The sequence below is a fragment of the Pseudomonas sp. FP1742 genome, from assembly GCF_030687145.1.
Taxonomy (GTDB): Bacteria; Pseudomonadota; Gammaproteobacteria; order Pseudomonadales; family Pseudomonadaceae; genus Aquipseudomonas; species Aquipseudomonas frederiksbergensis_D.
The window spans coordinates 4,315,976-4,332,545 of sequence record NZ_CP117460.1; the positions used below are offsets into that span (position 1 = coordinate 4,315,976).

Genomic DNA, 16,570 nt, shown 5'->3' on the forward strand with positions numbered 1-16,570 from the left:
ATATTTTAGTTATACATGGAGTGTACAAATGATCATCAATCAATATGATGCGAACGCCCTGTCCGACGCATTTGGAATTCAGACGAACAGCCTAGAAGGACTGGTTTTTAATTCAGGATGGGGACGGGTGTTGCCCGGTCAATCGTCCAACAGTCATCAACATGATGAGACTGAATTCTTTGTAATTATCGCCGGGGAAGGCGAATTGCTGGTTAATGGTCATCGTCATCAGGTGAAAGCTGGTACTGTCGCGCTGTTTGAGCCCTTTGAGTCCCATGTAATAACCAACACCTCTACGACTGATCTGGTGTTTTTCCTGCAATATTGGAGAGATGCCAAATGGGCAGTACGTTCCGCACTTTCAAAAGAAAGACAGAACCATCAAGGTCGTCCACAATTTGTATTTTCAACACCTCCCACCCCAAATGGTGATTTACACCTTGGGCACTTGTCTGGTCCCTACCTTGGTGCCGATGCTTATGTAAGGTATCAACGATTAGTGGGTAACCGTGCTTGGCACCTTACTGGTTCTGACGATTATCAAAGCTACGTTGTCGCATTAGCTGAACGAGAAGGTTCGACACCTGAAGAAGTGGCGGCACATTATTCCATGGAAATACGAGAAACACTGCGAGCCATGGATATAGAAATAGATCAATACACCGTAACTGATGCAGTTGAAAACTATCATTCCGGAGTCAAGCAATTTTTCTCCAAGATCGTGCAGTCTGGTAAAGTCGAGTCGCGAACCGCTACCGCACTAGTGGATGACGTAACGGGAGAGTACCTTTACGAAGTTAATGTGTCTGGTGGATGTCCAGGCTGCGGTGGAGGTACGAATGGCAATATCTGCGAAGAATGTGGAGAACCGAACATTGTTACGGATCTAATCGCACCCGTATCAAAGATCAGCAACAAAGCACCGGTCTTGTCAGAAGTGCAGCAACATTTGCTGCCTCTGCATGACTTTGCAGAAGTTGTCGCTGACCATCATAAACTAGGCCGTGTCCCCGCCAGAATTAAAGAACTGGCGCAACGAGTATTCAAGAGATCTTCCCTAGACGTCCCGGTAACTCACTTTTCAGATTGGGGGGTGTCCCCGTCAGAAAAGGACTCGAGCGGCCAAGTCATTTGGGTCTGGCCTGAAATGAGCTTTGGATTTCTCTATGGGATCGAAGCATTGGGCGCACGCTTAAATGAAAAATGGCGTGCTGAAGCCCCTCAAGAGGACTGGAAAATTGTGCACTTTTTCGGTTATGACAACAGTTTCTATCATGGGATTCTTTATCCGGCTCTGTACAGCCTAGCGCATCCCGAATGGAAACCTGACATCGACTATCACTACAACGAATTTTATCTTCTTGACGGAAAAAAGTTTTCTACTAGCCGTCGTCACGCTGTGTGGGGAAAAGAAATACTCAATCCTTCAAGTGTTGATGCTGTTCGTTATTACCTTTGCCTTACACGACCCGAGGGAGAGCGTACCAACTTCCGTATGGCAGACTACGAAAAAGCACTGAAGGAAACCTTGATAGGTTGTTGGCAGACCTGGTTGGTGGATTTGGGAACGCGTGTTAGCCAGACATATGGCGGCAAAGCGCCAGACGCAGGCATATGGACCCGAGAGCATTCGGCTTTTCTGGCACAACTGACAGAACACCTGTCAGGTATCAGCAACGCTCTAAACTCCGATGGTTTCTCACTTCGCCGGGCCGCCCGAAAACTCAATGAGATCGTCGAGGAGACTATTGCATTTTCATCCCTGCAAAAACGCCTCGCGGTTTCGAGCGAATGGAAAGATGAAGCTCGAACTTCAATTGCTTTGGAGTTGGCAGCAGCTCAGTTGCTCTCACGTGTAGCGCGTCCTCTAATGCCGCGGTTTGCCAAAAAATTGGCTTTTGCCATTTCGGAAGTTGAGGACCATGCGTGGCCAGAAACTGTCGACTTGGTCTTGCCTGGTGCGAACATTAACTTAGACAAGGTAACTTATTTCGCTCTCCCAATAACAACCTCGCAAGACGCACCAGAAAAAATCGATGCTTGAGGTGGTGGGGATGCTCGCGCTTCAGTTGTGAACTGATAGAAGTATCAGTTAATTCAATTTTTTTAGCACTGAAAATCGAGTCTTCAAGAACTCATACAAGGATAAAATAAATGAAATGGCAATCTCAAATATCTGAACACCTGGAAAACGAACATGTCCTTTTGCGTCCGGTGTTGGAGTCAGACAAAGAAGCTGTTTATGCATTAGCGCAGGATTCAGAAATCTGGACCTATTTTGTTTTCAAGGTCAGTAATCTGGACGAATTCGACGATTTTTTCAACGCGATGCTCTCTGACCATGCCGCAGGTCGTCGTGTGGTGTATGTCGTTATTGACAAAAAAACTCAACGAATTGCGGGAAGTATGAGTTATGGCAATTTGGCCGAGGCGGAAGCACGGCTAGAAATAGGTTGGTCCTGGTTGGGAAGCGAATTCCGTGGGAAGGGTATCAACCACTGGGCAAAGTTTCTTCTGATGGAGCAAGCATTTGAGAAACTGGAAGCTCTCAGAGTTGAGTTTAAAACAGATATATTGAATACACGCGCGCGTTCTGGTTTGCGAAATATTGGTGCTACAGAAGAAGGAACCCTAAGAAGCTTTAATTTCATGCCTGGTGGTCGCCGTCGGGATGCAATATTTTATAGCGTCCTTGCAAGCGAATGGCCAGATGTTAATGCACAGCTCTCTCAGCAGTCAAAATTTAGCGCAACGAGAAAAGTTTTGTGAATAAGACGGTTAGCTATGTAAACCTACACGGGACTCCCTTCGAACGGGGGGAGCAGCATGGCAAAGCATTGGCAGAATCACTTCGTTCGTTTGTTGACGACGGGCGTAGTCGCATAGATTCGCTAACTCGAGAGCCGTTAACCAGTGATAGTCTTGAAAAGACTATCAACACTCATAAAGCCGTAGTCGAGGAGTATCTTCCAGATATCGCTCGTGAGGTAGAAGGTTTAGCCGTTGGTGCAGGCATCTCGCTCCAAGATGCCTGGATGTTGCAACTACGCCGAGAAATTATTGGTTACAGCCGAATGACACTTGGCGACTGCTCAACATTCGCATCTGTCGCAGCTGAACCAATTCTTGCTCAAACGGTGGATTTGAACGGCAATCTCGACGACTTCATCAGCGTTCTGGATATTAGGGGGAGCGCCCAGCGCTCCCTTGTCCTGAGTTACGGTGGCCTTTTGGGTTACTTGGGAATCAATGACGGTGGATTAGCCGTAGGTCTAAATCTCGTTTTAGGCGGTGCTTGGCAGCCAGGTATTCCTCCGTACTTGGCAATCCGCCATTTGCTGGATACGGTGAGTACGGTCGAGGACGCCGTTGAGATACTTCGGACGCTTCCATTGTCAAGCTCGCGGTCATTTACGTTATGCGACAGGAATCAAGCGCTTGCGGTAGAAGTGTTAGGTGATGAACTTCGCATATTAGAAATATCACCTGTAGCGCATACAAACCACTTCTTGCATCCAGACTTTGCTTCAGATGATCAAATCAATGTGTTCGCCCGAAACTCCTCGAATCGGCGGCTTGATGCAATATCGCAGTTAGCAAGTCTGATACCAAATGATGAGAAAATATGTTTCAACGCCTTCTCTTTACCGCCACTTTGCGTTTCTGATATCGGTGATATCCGTCGTGAAAGAACGGTCTCCGCAGTCGTGATGTATCCAGGTAGAGGGGAAATGTACCTGCGACCCGGAGATCCGTCCCTATCAGAAACTATCCGATTCTCATTAAATTAACTTACTCAAGATTTTTTTGAAGTAAATGGAAGACCTATGCACTCGCTGAGTTAGCCAAATTACATTTGATGGGCCAAACCAAAAAAAAGGCGAGCCTTCCGTTATACGATGCCCGCCATTTTAATCGCTATGAACAACGAAATCATCAGGGCAAGATAATGGGCATAACGGTACTGAAAAATCTGACCGCAAAGTTTCGCACGGACCATCAGGTGTCTTTTAATATTTGCCTGGACACCTTCGACAAACGGACGGATGCCGATTCTTTACGCAAAAAATCGGAGTTTCTGAACCATTTAGAACAACAGCACCAATCTTCAGTAATGTTCAACGTGATAAACCCTGGAAGTGAACTACTCGCTAATCTTATTCTGGACCAGGAGGAAAGCTTTCCCAGTCCGCCCCCCCGAGCAGCCCCCGATCAATCCCCAATGTTCGAGTCACAGGAAATTGCAGGTAACAAGTTCATACGTATTAATCCTAACAACAGTAAATGCACATTGGTGCTCTTAGGTCCAATAGGACTTTCATGGCGCGTATGGACAACAATGCTACCCGGCTTGCACCGCTGGGATGTTGTAATTCCGCAATATTCCTCTACTGACTTTGAAGAAGGACGACAGACAGCGATAGGGTCGACCGAAGAGGACAGCGATAATGTGGCGGTAATTTTAAAAAGTCTTCAGTCTTCTTCAATTACAGTGGCAGCGTGGTGCGATGGAAATGATATCGCAGTTTCCTTGGTCAATAGAGGAGATATCAAAGCCAAATCATTTGTCTGCATATCGCCAAGCTTCAAGACGACTAAAAAATTATTAGCATATGAATCCGAACTGATAACTGCACTACAAAGCGTTGTAGACAAGCCCGCATTTTCTTCTATTTACGCGGGACTATTCCGAAATTCACTCAATTCAAATGGCATTGAAGAGAATGCAATTATAGACCAGGACGCCGTTATTCTCGACACATTAAGAAAACCTAGTTGGCATGCAAGGAAGCTTATAAACAGCGTCTACCTGCAACCCAACTCTTTGGCGTTTTATGCTAAACGGTATTTGAACAAGATAAATTTGGAGATCAACAAAGCCACATTCAAAGGAGTGTCGACATACCTGATTCAAGGCGAACTGGACAATATTGTCGACAATCGCGAGGCTGAGTATTTCCTAGAGTCACACGGAATTTCTTATAAACGAATATGCAGTCTGCACTGCGGTCACTACACTCTCATTGATCAACCTGAAATAATTTGGCGTGTATTGGATAAGCTAAGCCAATAGGTTTGTGTTTTGGCACAAAAATTAATGTGCCCCCCCTTAGAATGACAAACTCCCTTCGAGCCGACCAGCACATCAAAGGGAGTTTTCGTACGAGATGTCAGAAGAAATCAAGCTTTTGAGTAACACTTTATATTATCAATAAGCTCAGAGTCTAGCGCGTGTAATTTACGAACTGCATCTAGAAATGACGCTGAGTTCAACTTTTGCAGACTAGGACTTCTGAGCAAGAATATTTTAAGAGAATAAGAAATACGTTGCACTTCTGCAAAAAGAGCGGTGGTGATTTCATTATTAAATCCGCGTTTGTTTCGGTAGAAATTATACGTCTTTCGAGATCCGTGAAGCAGAGAATAAAAATCGTGCAGGATTTTCGATTTTACTGCGCCGGAATCAAAGGGAGACTCTATGAATGAAATCATAAAATCTGTAGGATCCTCGTACTCGAGTTGCTCAATGTAACTACTGTGCAACTGAGCATCGTCGCTTGGAAGGCTATCAGTCAAAGTGACTTCTAGAACGGTCTTCTCTGTATCATTATCAAAAAAATCAGATAAATTTTTCAGTCCGTAGTGGTAAGTCCTGAGAATACTATCTTTGTCGTCGTCTATCAGTATGGCTTGATCAGCCATAAGCTCACCAATTAGCGCAAAGTGCGACAAATGCTTATTTAAGTACTCAGGACAATGAGGCAAATAATAGACATCCCCTGATATCAAATAAAATCTATTAGCCAGCGGCTCGTATTCCTTAAGGAAATCTTGAAAGCTGCTGTATCGCTTTTCCCGGACAAGTATTCCATTGGCCGTAAGGATAGCTTCATCAAAAAAAGAGCTCGTGAACTCATACTTTTCTGACTTATTGCAAATGATCTGCTCAGCAATAAGGCCAGGACTAACTAAAGCATTGTGAAATATAGCAGAAACCTCTTTGCCGAAATCGCTGGCCCTTACCAACACATGCCGCTGCCCACAGTTCAAAAAACTTCTATCAAAAAGATTCTTATCATATTCGAAAAGTTTTCCGTCATTCATTATCGTTCCCATGATTCTCGAAAGGTAATTAAGGAGATCTAATCTATAAAATTGCTCAGTACCGCCCACATCAGACACGTAAAAGTTTTAATCAATAGCTACCCTACAAGACATTCTATGAGTGGGTCTGAATGAGAGAAACCAGACTGCCGACCGTGTCTAACTTGGCAAGATCTTGTTCTGTGAGTCGCGCCAGATCGACTTCATGCTTTTCGCATAACTCAGTAACTATAAAAATCAGCATCATGGACGTTACGTTGTGAATATCGAATAAGTTATCTATTTGATCGATTTTCACGTCCCCCTCCAATTTCGCAAATTTTTTGAGGGTTATCTGGACTGATTTTTCGATGGCTTCATGCATGATAAAGGTTTTCCAGTTGTTCTTTGAATTCATTAATGATTACTTTGCGACGCACTTTAAATTGGTTAGTCAGGTATCCGTTCGCTACAGTAAACTTATTCGTAGTAAAACTAAGCTTTCCGATACGCTCATGACTAGATACAGTATTATTAAACTGAGAAACTTGCTCTATAACGAACTCTTCCTTTGAACTATCTTCTAAAGAAATAAGTGCCGTAAGAAACGGCTTATGCATCCCATACAACACCGCATGAGCAACGCCTTCCAAATTGGCAAGGCGGGATTCGATACTACTCGGCGGAACTTTTTTGCCGCTGTCAAGTACAATCAAATCGTCCACGCGCCCCGTAATAAACAAATAACCGTCCTCATCTAGGTAAGCAAGATCACCTGTACTTACGCAGTTTTCACTTACAAATGTTCTTTCACTTTCGCCTGGCGCGGAAATTTTGTATTTGTTATTTACAGGGTATTCAGAGTAAATGATGAGCTCCGAGTTTTCATTGATAATGGCTTTTTTATAATCCAGAAGTTTACCAACACTTCCGGGGCGGGAATGGCCAGGGTAGTTTTTAGAGACGATACATACCTCATTCATCCCATAACCTTCATAAAGAGGAATATAAATATCTGCAAAGAAATTAATTACGGCAAGGTCACAAGGTGCAGAGCCCGTCCAGAGGTAGCGAATATTCTCGCCCAAAATAGACGTGGCACAATCCTTGGCTGAAAGATCTGAAGTATCACGCATCTTCAAGTTGATTATTTCAAAAACCTGTTTATAGAAACCAGGTACTCCCATTACTACTGACGGCTTGAATTTTTTTAACGCCATGAAGACTAAACTATTATTGGTCAGCACAACGTCATGATCAAACAGCAATGCCGAATAGATCCAGTATCGTTGTTGCAACAACGACAGAGGAAGGAAAACCAGCAAACTATCGTCATTCGTATGATTGAATATTTTCTGGACAGATTGTATTGAGTAACTAACACTCTCCGCCGTTGCTTCTAGGCATTTTGGGTTACCTGTGCTACCAGAAGTAAACTTTAGCGAAAAAATATCTTTCGAACTGAACTCATAGGCGCTATCTTCCGCTGCGGCGTCAATCGTATTTAAATTTTCCAATAGGTCGTTAAAACGGCAGATCGGGTGTAACTGAGAGACGTAATCGAAATCTAGAAAAATATGTCGGATATTCAGATCAGCAATGAGCTCCTCATTGCCCATGAAGAAATCTTTATCCATGCCGGCAACGATAACTCCACGGTGCTTCGCCGCCAAATCGATCACGATCCAAGTAAGAGAGTTTGCACCACTTATTATGATGGTGTCTCCTGGATTTATATTTCTATCGGCTAACCATCGGCTCGCTTTCAAGGCTAAGTTCAATAGCTCGTCTAGATCAAGCTCCATGGATTTTCCAAACTCGAGCAGCTTAAAGCGTCCACGACGGTTCAAGTTTCTGTCAAAAATATTGTTAATTATAAGTGATCTTTCATGCATGACCGGATTCCCCGAACGCGTCATAGATACTCTCTAAGCTCGCAAAGTTTTCTGGATTGAAGTCTTCCAGCCCCAAACTGATGCCCAAATTATCTTCCATGTAACCGATAAGCGCGACCAGCATAAGTGAACTAAATCCGAACGCCACTAATAGCCCTTGGGCGGGGATGGTTTCGATTTCAAGCCGAGTGGCGATGAAGTTATGAATCGCATTTTTTTTATCCTCATTCACGATGGTCAGATCCTATGTTAATGTTCCAATTAGACAATTTTCAGCTTCCTTGGCGAGTGGTTATAGTGAAAAAAGAAGTGCAGCAATCATATAAGGCGATCCAGGTTGACGACGTTACGACACTGCTGATCGAAAATATTGATCCTGCTCTGGACATCGAAAGTCTTGAGTTCCGCGCGCAAGCTCGCGGACACGATTCTGAACAGTTAGGCAGTAAGAGAAAAACTGAACATTTTGCAGCAAGAGAGGCGCTTTCCAAATTGCTGAAAACCATAGGCCGAGACAAAAATCTTTCCTATTCCTGGCCTTCGCGAACAGCCCCCCCACGATTCGACGATTTGTCAATGAGTGTTGGGCACTCCGATAATCTGGTGATCGCTGGATTGACGAAAGGTAAAAACCGATTATCTCCGGAACTCGCTGAGTTTGTTAAGACCAGAGTTCTTACGGTAAACGATGTGTGGGACGAGCACACTAATCGTGAGGCTTTCCTCACAACAGTATTTTCATATAAAGAATCATTTTTCAAGGCCGTGAGCTCGCTTTTGAACTTTACGCATTTGCGGCTTGATATTTGCTCTGTAGTACAACTCGATGAAAATCATTTCCGACTCGCCTCGTTGCTGGATTCAATCGAAGTGGTCATTCACGGAAACGGCGTATTGGCTGACGACTATATTTATACTTGGGTAATCGTACGCGCTAAAGATGAGATGAGATGAACACAGGGATAGGTAAATACCCGTTCTTTCGCTGTGTAAATATCTTATTTTGCACTGGCGATGAGTGTAGTTCAGGCGAAAAAAAAATCGCCAAAGATACGAGCCAGCCGCTCTTTTGTCGTGAGGTGTCGCCGACGTGGCGAAGACCGAAGAAAGTGCACTAATTTCGTGCATAGTGTAGATATCCTCGCTTCCTTATGAGGGCAGGCATCATTGCCGATGATCTGATTTTACTTGCATAAAGAAACTACTACAAACCTCTTTATTTTACAATGCAAAATGTTGCGCCGTTCACTTTTTGTATCTATTTTTCGAGACTATGCCTTCGTGAGACAAGAGTCATTAAGCGACAAGCCTAATAACGTGAAAACCATGTCATTCTATGACTTTTCGTTACTAGACCGACGTTCATCTGAATGATAAAGTTCAAGTAGGGGATTTTTGTGAGTGACGAAATTGTCGGATGTTTTTAACCGATGAGTCGTGAAACGGAAAGGACATCCACAGGTACGATGAGCACCCTTCCTTTCGCACGTTTTTCTCGCTGCCAATCTGACCTGATAGGTGCTGCTGTCCAAAAAAATGGTGCAAAGTGCACCTCATGAAGAGTGCGTTTGAATGTAAAAGCGAGTTGATTTTAATGTTGGATTTCGGCAGAAAAATCACAAAAACACGCATCGCTTGATCATTTCATAAACATCAAGGAGCAGGGATGAACAGGGTTCACAGGTTGATTTTGCAATACGCGTCCTTATATGCTATCGACGGATTTATCACCGCCGTAAGTGCATTAGTATTACTCAGGACCGGCGCCAGCGCGATGGAGCTTTCCATTGCAGTATGTTTGATTACCATTCCAAGGATCGTGGTAGGCCCATTTTTTGGGGTGATCGTAGATAAGGTAGACCGTAAGCGTTGTATGTTTTTTTCCACCCTTGCTCTTTTCTCGGGGTTGCTTTTTGCAGCATTGTCAATATCTAATATTTTCAGCTTACCGGTCGTGATTGCGATATGGCTGTTGAATTTGCTCACAGCGGTAAGTGTCTCTATGAGTACACTCGCATCCAGGGTATTACTCAGAAATTACTCAACGCTTGAGAATCTTGCGAAAAATAATGGAATGATACAGGCAGTTACATGGCCTTCTTATTTTGCCGGTGCCGGACTTGTCGGCTTGGTCGGCGACTTTAATGTTGCATTCTGGATTGTCACGGCGTTCACAGCATTGATGTTTTTGGCGATAGGCTTTTTTTTCGAAGACGCGAAGGGCGACTCTTCTAAAAACCAAAGCCTTCATTTCTTCAGCGATATTGCGGAAGGTTATCGAGAACTGAAAACCCACCAAAGCCTTCATGTGCGAATGAAATATTATCCCATCTTCACTTTTTACTGGCGAGGGATGATAAATATCCTTCTGCCTTTGGTGGTAGTCCAACAGTTAAATCTGCCGAACTCCTATTACGGAACTCTGCTCTTTGTTAACGGTGCCTTTGAACTACTTGCCAACATTGTGGTGGGTCGGATCTCTTGGCTCAGTCACTTCAAGAGTTCTTTCTGGTCAGAAGCTCTTTTGCTCTGTGGCTTGTCTATTACATGTCTGGTAGTCTTCTTTCAATTTCCACCGGAGTGGTTGTACGCATCCGTAGCCATTGTCGGTATCGCGGCAGCATTCGCGGACATCCCTTTCGCGACAGAAATGCAATTGAAGATAAGCGGCCCCAACCAAGGTAAAGTCTTTAGTTTTTGGTATGCTTGGGGCGGTTTAGGTGGGGGAATTGGCACATTAGTAGTAGGTGCGTCTGTGGATGTACTAGGAATGAAAATGGCCTTGATGTGCCTAGTTGGCTTGCTGATCCCTGCTGCGCTTTATATCTTAAGTTATGGGCTTCGTCGAGCCAGCATGACGAAAAAGCAGGGAGAGTTTTTTGAACACTCATAGAGTAAGATACTGATCTTTTATTATAGACCCCAGAGACACTTAGATTATCTATCTATCTCTGGGACTTACCCGCTTGGATAGCTTTAAAGCAAAGGTGCGCTGACCTCGGCAAGGACCTCAACTAGCGAGTTACGAAATAGTTGCATTTCTTCCGACGTTCCGATTGAAACTCTTAACCACGACTCTGGGCCGACTTCACGAATCAGTACACCGCGCTTTATTAATCCTTCCCAAACAGCTCGGCGGTTTGAAAATTGTCCAAACAGGATGAAGTTTGCATCCGAGTCTGCCGCAATCAATCCTTGTTCACGCAACCAGATAATTGAAAAATCCCGCTCCGCTTTCAACTGGTTTATTTTAGAGAGCAACTCTTCTTTGCCTGCAAGTGCTGCTCGAGCGGCAGCCTGAGTCAATGACGACAGGTGATAAGGCAATCGGGTCAACTTAATGGCGTCCACAATACTGGGCCCACTTGCGCAATAACCTAAGCGCCCTCCCGCGAACGCGAATGCTTTGCTCATGGTTCTGCAAACGACAAGGTTAGGAAATTCAGGTAACAGGTTCACCGCGCTCAATTTACCGTTTCGACGGAACTCGCCATAGGCTTCGTCGACAACGACAATTCCTGGTGCTACATTGAGTATCGATTCTATTTCACTAAGTTCGAGAGCGGTTCCGGTCGGATTATTAGGTGAGGTCAGAATAATAATATGCGGTAAATGCTGTTCAACTTCGGAGATTACTTTCTGCATGTTTAAGGTGAAATTTTGTTCTCGCTCTACCGAAATCAATTGCGTGAGCGAGTTTCGACAGTACTCTTCGTACATTGCATAGGCCGGTGTAAAGACCATGGCTTTACGTCCTGGCCCACCAAAGACTTGCAGCAGTTGCTGCAGGATTTCATTTGAACCATTGGCGGCCCAGATATTATTGGCTTGAAGAGGCTCGCCAGTGTCGCTGCTTAAATAGTTGGCAAGTTCGGTTCTCAAGCTGAGAAACTCTCGATCTGGATAACGATTCATCTGCACTACCGCAACCGACACGGCTTCGGCAATGGATCGCACTAATTCTGGGGACGGTGCGTACGGATTTTCGTTGACGTTTAGTCGCGCGATACATTCAAGCTGAGGGGCGCCATAAGGTGATAGACCTCGCAAATCATCGCGAATGGGTAGTTCTGATAATGGTGTTACTTTCCATGGCCTATGCATATCATTATCCTTCGGCGAATTGAGCATTATTGAAACAGCCTGGCATCAGGAACTGTCATATAGTTTTCGAGTACATCGTCCCTTCGATTCTCTATATGCACGTTGTGCTGTGCGCATCACCAATCCTAAATTGGAGACAATCAGTGACACGCATGCACGCTCTCCCCTAATTAATGGAAAAGGTCAACACTCATTTGGATAGGCACTTTTAGTGGAGCCAGGCTGTATATTTTTATAGATCCATCTCTAACGCCAGCAAGTCTGTAAATGGTTGGGTACGTCGAATCAACCTGGCGTCGCCGCACTCGAGCAAGACTTCCGGCAATAGTGGTCGGCTATTATAGTTGGATGACATGGAGGCGCCATAAGCTCCAGTGTCGTGCACGATCAAAAAATCGCCAACCTGAGCTTCGGGTAACAAACGAGGTGTGACGCCTTGCTCATCTTGGGTAAAAATATCGCCTGATTCACATAACGGTCCTCCCACCACATAGGGAAGTTTTTGCCGACCAACCGAAGCACCCTGAGCATCCAGCAAGGTCATATGGTGATAAGCACCATATAGGGTCGGCCGCATCAAGTCGTTGAAGCCTGCGTTCACCAAAATAAAATTTTGACGACCGGCTTTCTTGACCGCACGGACTTCGGTGACTAAATAGCCTGACTCGGCTACCAGGAATCGGCCTGGCTCAATTTCCATTCGAACAGGATGGTTGAGTATCGCTTCAATATCCTTCCTGGCTTTGCCCCATGCTTTCGCATAGAGCTCAATATCCACCGATTCATCTCCCAGACGGTATGGAGTGGAAAGTCCTCCCCCGATTGAAAATGCTTCGATGTCGTGGTCGAGCGCCTTTACGGCCGCGACCATTGCACCACCGACTTGCTCCAGATGTGCGTAATCCACACCTGAACCGATATGCATGTGTAATCCAACCAGCTTTAATCCGAATTGGCGAATCACGCAGAGTGCTTCATCAATCTGATCATGCCATATGCCATGCTTGCTGTTTTCACCGCCTGTATTGGTCTTACGACTGTGCCCATGGCCGAACCCCGGATTAATACGCAACCAAACGCGGTGCCCCCGATGCTTTTCGCCCAGTTGGCGGAGCATATCGATCGAACCGGTATTAACCTCAATGTTCAACTCAACGACGCGTCGCAATGTCGCCTCGTCAAATAAATCACAGGTCAGCACAATGCCTGCCGGCTCGCTAGCAGGATTGTATCCAGCGAGCAGCGCACGTTCGATTTCACCCAACGACACGGCATCGACCAGCACGCCTTTCTCGCGAATCAAACGGAGAATATGCAGGTTTGAGCAGGCTTTTTGTGCGTACCGGATGACATCGAAGCCCTTCAATTGGTCGATTCGCGCTCTGATTGTCTGGGCGTCATAACACCATAGCGGCGTGCCGTGCTGCCTGACAGCGGAGATCAATTGCTGAAAAGAAGATGTATTTGGCATTGAAGTATTCGATCTGGAGTCGAGGAAGCCCCCATCATGCAGAGAGTTCTGCATTCAATAAAATATCTATTTTTTACTCAGTCATTCAGTTCCGATATGCTCTTTACTCATTGCGCGGAGCTCGGGATTGGCCATTTCCATAAGACACATCGAAGTTTTCAGAGCCATCATGCAGGCAGGGAGTGTTACAGGTGCGGCGCGTCTGCTCTTCACCTCGCAACCCACTGTCAGCCGGGAACTTGCACGGTTGGAAAACCTTTCTGGAATTAAGCTGTTCGATCGAGAAGGCGGTAGGTTGGTACCCACGGCCCAGGCAATGATGTTGCTTGAAGAGGTGGAGCGCGCTTACATCGGGCTGGAGCGCATAAACAGCGTTGCCCAATCAATTCGCCGCTTCGCGCATGGCCAACTGAGCATTACCTGCCTTCCATTGTTTTCACAGGCGCTGCTTCCTAAAGTGTGCCAGGACTTCCAGAAACAGCATGCTGGCATAGGATTGAGTATTACGGCACAGGAGTCCCCCTTGCTGGAGGAGTCCCTCAGCGCGCAGCGCTATGACCTCGGGTTGACAGAGAGTGAGAAGCTACCGCGTGGGACGCGCGGTGAACTACTGTTCTGCGCGGACATGGTTTGCATATTGCCAGAGCATCATCCTTGGCTGGCCAAGTCGTGTCTCACTGCCAGGGATTTTCATGGCGTCGACTTTATCAATCTCTCAGGCTTGGACATTTACCGTCAGGCCGTCGATGACCTCTTCCATCAGGCTGAGGTCGATAGGCATATCGTTATAGAAACCAACAACGCCGTATCGGTATGCGCCATGGTCAGGCAAAAACTGGGGGTGGCTATAATTAATCCCCTAACGGCCATGGATGAGTCGGCCAGAGGGCTGGCTATTCGACCTATCAGCTTATCCATTCCTTATCGCGTCACGTTGATCAGACCCGATTACCGCCCCTCATCCATCTTCGTCGACGAGTTCCAGAAGTCGTTACATACCGAGGCGTCACGCCTTGCAAAAGCACTGGATCAAAGGTTGGGAGGCTTTCGTTGCTAGCGGCTCTTGAGAGTCAGCTGTCATGGTAGGTCGCTGGCCTACTCAAACAAACAGCCACCCAACCTTCGCATCCAGAAGCTACGGATTGGGATCCAGGCTGTATCCCTTTTTTGAAGGAAAACCGCTTCGCCGTACTATCCACATCTTTCACGATCGACACATCCCAAGCGAACGCTGAGATGTAAACAAACGCGTTGCATGACTCAATTTACTTAATTCGCATAAAATACGGGCTTTATTAGGATAATCGTAGGGATATAAATTTTATAGATCTTCATAATTTCATTATAAAACAGGTAGTTATTTTTCTATTCGAGTCCAGGTCGTGAGCCAGACAGCAAAATCGAAAAGCCCCTGAATCGAAAGGTTCAGGGGCTTTTTTGTGTTTGCGATAAAGTCAAAAGATCGCAGACCGCAATCTTTTGACTATCGATCTTTAGACATGCTCACTGCTTTTCGCATGCACCGCCCGCAGCTCGGCATGCCCATGCTCTGCCTCCACCACCGGAATCTCATTCCCGTCACAGTCGTGCAGTTTACCTGCGCTGAAGTAATCCCCTTCCCGAAGCGCTGCCAGATCCTGATAACGCAAGACCCGCTCAGTACCGGCCGCGAACACCGATTGCTGGTCCGAGTTGCCGGCCGTGAGGTGGTTGAAGGTCAGGTTCAGCACGATGGCCATGATCGCCGAGGAGCTGATGCCCGAGTGGAAGATCGTTGAGAACCAGCTTGGGAAGTGGTCGTAGAAGTTCGGCGCGGCGATGGGGATCATACCGAAACCGATGGAAGTGGCGACGATGATCAGGTTGACGTTGTTGCGATAGTCGACCTTGGACAGCGTCCGTATGCCGCTGGCGGCGACAGTGCCGAACAACACGATGCCGGCGCCGCCGAGCACCGAGGTCGGCACGGCGGCGATGACCCGGCCCATGAACGGCAGCAATCCGAGCACCACCAGAAACACACCGCCAGTGGCCACCACGAAGCGGCTCTTGATCCCGGTGACCGCCACCAGCCCGACGTTCTGGGCGAAGGCGCTCTGAGTGAAGGAGCCAAAGATTGGCGCGATCATGCTCGACAGCATGTCGGCGCGCAAACCGTTGCCCAGGCGCTTGGAGTCGACCTTGGTGCCGATGATTTCACCAACGGCAAGGATGTCGGCCGAGGTTTCCACCAGGGTCACCATGACCACGATGCACATCGACAGGATCGCGGCGAAGTGGAAGGTCGGCATGCCGAAATGGAACGGCGCCGGAAAGCCGAACATCGGCCCTTGGGTAACGGACGAGAAATCCGCCATGCCGAGGAACACGGCGATGACCGTGCCGATGACCATCGCCAGGAGGATCGACAAACGGGAGATGGTCGCGCTGCCGATCTTGCTCAAAAGCAGCACCAGCACCAGCGTCACCGCCGCCAGACCGATGTTCGCCATGCTGCCGAAATCCGGCGCATGGCTGTTGCCACCCATGGCCCAGCGCGCGGCCACCGGCATCAACGTCAAGCCGATGGTGGTGATCACAATGCCGGTCACCAGCGGTGGAAAGAACTTGGTAATCCGTGAGAACACCGGCGTGATCAGCAAGCCAATCAGCGACGCGGCAATCACTGCCCCAAGAATCGACTGAAAGCCGCCCTCCCCGCCACTGCTGACAATTGCCACCATGGTTGCAACACCAGAGAACGACACGCCCTGCACCAGCGGCAACTGACAACCGAAAAACGGCAAACCCAGGGTTTGCAGCAATGTCGCCAGCCCCCCTGCAAACAATGAAGCAGCAATCAACAAACCGATGTCCGCCGGCGAGAGCCCGGCCGCCTGGCCGATGATCAAAGGCACCGCGACAATACCGCCATACATGGTCAGAACGTGTTGCAGGCCATAAGCCATATTCGCGCCGATCCCAAGGTTTTCGTCCTCAGGCCGTTGGTGTGAAACATGGGGCGTTTTCATGGTTG

14 protein-coding genes are annotated in these 16,570 nt (G+C 46.9%); 7 read left to right on the forward strand and 7 right to left on the reverse strand.

The features are described 5' to 3' along the window. Positions 1–28: 28 nt before the first annotated feature. From PSH64_RS19275 to PSH64_RS19290, 4 genes are all read left to right on the forward strand, one after another. Positions 29–2,044 (forward strand): class I tRNA ligase family protein, encoded by a 2,016-nt coding sequence (locus PSH64_RS19275; RefSeq protein WP_305478228.1) that lies wholly within the window; start codon positions 29–31, stop codon positions 2,042–2,044. 110 nt (positions 2,045–2,154) lie between these two features. Further along, positions 2,155–2,769 (forward strand): GNAT family N-acetyltransferase, encoded by a 615-nt coding sequence (locus tag PSH64_RS19280; RefSeq protein ID WP_253425625.1) that lies wholly within the window; start codon positions 2,155–2,157, stop codon positions 2,767–2,769. After that, positions 2,766–3,791: a C45 family peptidase gene (locus tag PSH64_RS19285; protein WP_253425627.1), complete on the forward strand. Its 1,026-nt coding sequence runs from the start codon at positions 2,766–2,768 to the stop codon at positions 3,789–3,791. The genes PSH64_RS19280 and PSH64_RS19285 overlap by 4 nt, the downstream gene beginning before the upstream one ends. A 68-nt stretch (positions 3,792–3,859) precedes the next feature. Further along, a complete protein-coding gene (locus PSH64_RS19290) occupies positions 3,860–5,074 on the forward strand; it encodes an alpha/beta hydrolase (RefSeq protein WP_305478229.1) in 1,215 nt (404 codons plus the stop codon). Between the two features lie 107 nt (positions 5,075–5,181). Here PSH64_RS19290 and PSH64_RS19295 read toward each other — a convergent pair whose 3' ends face one another. The 4 genes from PSH64_RS19295 to PSH64_RS19310 form a co-directional block, all read right to left on the reverse strand. Continuing rightward, positions 5,182–6,105 (reverse strand): hypothetical protein, encoded by a 924-nt coding sequence (locus PSH64_RS19295; RefSeq protein WP_305478230.1) that lies wholly within the window; start codon positions 6,103–6,105, stop codon positions 5,182–5,184. A 115-nt stretch (positions 6,106–6,220) separates the two neighbouring features. After that, positions 6,221–6,469, reverse strand: a complete 249-nt coding sequence (locus PSH64_RS19300) for a hypothetical protein (protein ID WP_305478231.1) — start codon at positions 6,467–6,469, stop codon at positions 6,221–6,223. Beyond that, on the reverse strand, positions 6,462–7,979 hold the full coding sequence (locus tag PSH64_RS19305) for an AMP-binding protein (protein WP_305478232.1): 1,518 nt from the start codon (positions 7,977–7,979) through the stop codon (positions 6,462–6,464). The genes PSH64_RS19300 and PSH64_RS19305 overlap by 8 nt, the downstream gene beginning before the upstream one ends. Next, positions 7,972–8,211 (reverse strand): acyl carrier protein, encoded by a 240-nt coding sequence (locus PSH64_RS19310; protein WP_305478233.1) that lies wholly within the window; start codon positions 8,209–8,211, stop codon positions 7,972–7,974. The genes PSH64_RS19305 and PSH64_RS19310 overlap by 8 nt, the downstream gene beginning before the upstream one ends. 65 nt (positions 8,212–8,276) lie before the next feature. Between PSH64_RS19310 and PSH64_RS19315 the strand changes: the two genes are divergently transcribed. Both PSH64_RS19315 and PSH64_RS19320 read left to right on the forward strand, forming a co-directional pair. Then, positions 8,277–8,933, forward strand: a complete 657-nt coding sequence (locus tag PSH64_RS19315) for a hypothetical protein (protein WP_305478234.1) — start codon at positions 8,277–8,279, stop codon at positions 8,931–8,933. Between the two features lie 712 nt (positions 8,934–9,645). Continuing rightward, on the forward strand, positions 9,646–10,872 hold the full coding sequence (locus tag PSH64_RS19320; RefSeq protein WP_305478235.1) for an MFS transporter: 1,227 nt from the start codon (positions 9,646–9,648) through the stop codon (positions 10,870–10,872). Between the two features lie 83 nt (positions 10,873–10,955). Here PSH64_RS19320 and PSH64_RS19325 read toward each other — a convergent pair whose 3' ends face one another. Continuing rightward, the gene (locus PSH64_RS19325; protein WP_305478236.1) at positions 10,956–12,083 is read right to left on the reverse strand and encodes a histidinol-phosphate transaminase; all 1,128 of its coding nucleotides are present in this window, start codon (positions 12,081–12,083) and stop codon (positions 10,956–10,958) included. Positions 12,084–12,315: 232 nt separating this feature from the next. Then, positions 12,316–13,554 carry a diaminopimelate decarboxylase gene (gene lysA / locus PSH64_RS19330; protein WP_305478238.1) on the reverse strand — a complete coding sequence of 413 codons (1,239 nt, stop codon included), beginning with the start codon at positions 13,552–13,554 and terminating at the stop codon, positions 12,316–12,318. Positions 13,555–13,681: 127 nt separating this feature from the next. Between lysA and PSH64_RS19335 the strand changes: the two genes are divergently transcribed. Continuing rightward, positions 13,682–14,611, forward strand: coding sequence for a LysR family transcriptional regulator (locus PSH64_RS19335; protein ID WP_305478239.1), 930 nt, complete (start codon positions 13,682–13,684; stop codon positions 14,609–14,611). Between the two features lie 436 nt (positions 14,612–15,047). Here PSH64_RS19335 and PSH64_RS19340 read toward each other — a convergent pair whose 3' ends face one another. Further along, the gene (locus PSH64_RS19340) at positions 15,048–16,565 is read right to left on the reverse strand and encodes a nucleobase:cation symporter-2 family protein (protein WP_305478241.1); all 1,518 of its coding nucleotides are present in this window, start codon (positions 16,563–16,565) and stop codon (positions 15,048–15,050) included. Positions 16,566–16,570: the final 5 nt, after the last annotated feature.

Excerpts from the sequence above, each read along its gene's own strand:
- PSH64_RS19275 (WP_305478228.1), top strand. The coding sequence starts at position 29 with ATGATCATCAATCAATATGATGCGAACGCCCTGTCCGACGCATTTGGA.
- PSH64_RS19280 (WP_253425625.1), top strand. The coding sequence starts at position 2,155 with ATGAAATGGCAATCTCAAATATCTGAACACCTGGAAAACGAACATGTC.
- PSH64_RS19290 (WP_305478229.1), top strand. The coding sequence starts at position 3,860 with ATGGGCCAAACCAAAAAAAAGGCGAGCCTTCCGTTATACGATGCCCGC.
- PSH64_RS19295 (WP_305478230.1), bottom strand. The coding sequence starts at position 6,105 with ATGAATGACGGAAAACTTTTCGAATATGATAAGAATCTTTTTGATAGA.
- PSH64_RS19300 (WP_305478231.1), bottom strand. The coding sequence starts at position 6,469 with ATGCATGAAGCCATCGAAAAATCAGTCCAGATAACCCTCAAAAAATTT.
- PSH64_RS19305 (WP_305478232.1), bottom strand. The coding sequence starts at position 7,979 with ATGCATGAAAGATCACTTATAATTAACAATATTTTTGACAGAAACTTG.
- PSH64_RS19320 (WP_305478235.1), top strand. The coding sequence starts at position 9,646 with ATGAACAGGGTTCACAGGTTGATTTTGCAATACGCGTCCTTATATGCT.
- PSH64_RS19325 (WP_305478236.1), bottom strand. The coding sequence starts at position 12,083 with ATGCATAGGCCATGGAAAGTAACACCATTATCAGAACTACCCATTCGC.
- lysA (WP_305478238.1), bottom strand. The coding sequence starts at position 13,554 with ATGCCAAATACATCTTCTTTTCAGCAATTGATCTCCGCTGTCAGGCAG.
- PSH64_RS19340 (WP_305478241.1), bottom strand. The coding sequence starts at position 16,565 with ATGAAAACGCCCCATGTTTCACACCAACGGCCTGAGGACGAAAACCTT.